Raw genomic sequence first — 428 nt, 5'->3', positions numbered from 1 at the left:
GTGCGACCAGCCAGATGAAACACCACGTCGACGCCTTCGCTCGCAGCATGCAGACTAGCCGGATCGTCCAGGCGGCCTTGCACCAATTGCACGTCGAGGCCCGCCAACTGATCGGTGCGCGAACTGGCCCGCACGAGGCATCGCACCTGCCAGTGATCGGCGCACAGGCGACGCGCCAGGTTGGACCCCACGAACCCGCTTGCGCCAGTGATCAACGCACGCGTCATGGAGGGAGCCGTCGCAACTTTTCGGGTGCAGAAACCAGGCGCTCCAGGCGAACGCTTGATCCGCCAAGCATGGTCAGCGTCCAAACGGCATGTCAAGTTGTCGCCGCTGGCCGCGGATCCGTTGAGCGAAGTTCCTCGAATCCCGGCCAACTTGACCATGTCGGCGCAGGCCGTTTACAGTGACTCGCTCGCCACGGCGAC

1 protein-coding gene is annotated in these 428 nt (G+C 64.3%); it reads right to left on the bottom strand.

Going from position 1 to position 428, the window contains the following annotated elements:
* Positions 1–227, bottom strand: a 227-nt coding sequence (locus I6F37_RS41130; protein ID WP_225154542.1) for an NAD-dependent epimerase/dehydratase family protein, incomplete at its 3' end; no start/stop codon positions are given.
* Positions 228–428: the final 201 nt, after the last annotated feature.

The organism is Bradyrhizobium sp. NBAIM08 (assembly GCF_020193935.1).
GTDB classification, from domain to species: domain Bacteria; phylum Pseudomonadota; class Alphaproteobacteria; order Rhizobiales; family Xanthobacteraceae; genus Bradyrhizobium; species Bradyrhizobium yuanmingense.
The sequence above is the reverse complement of the archived record's forward strand: the minus strand, read 5'-3'. Positions and strand labels throughout refer to the sequence as shown.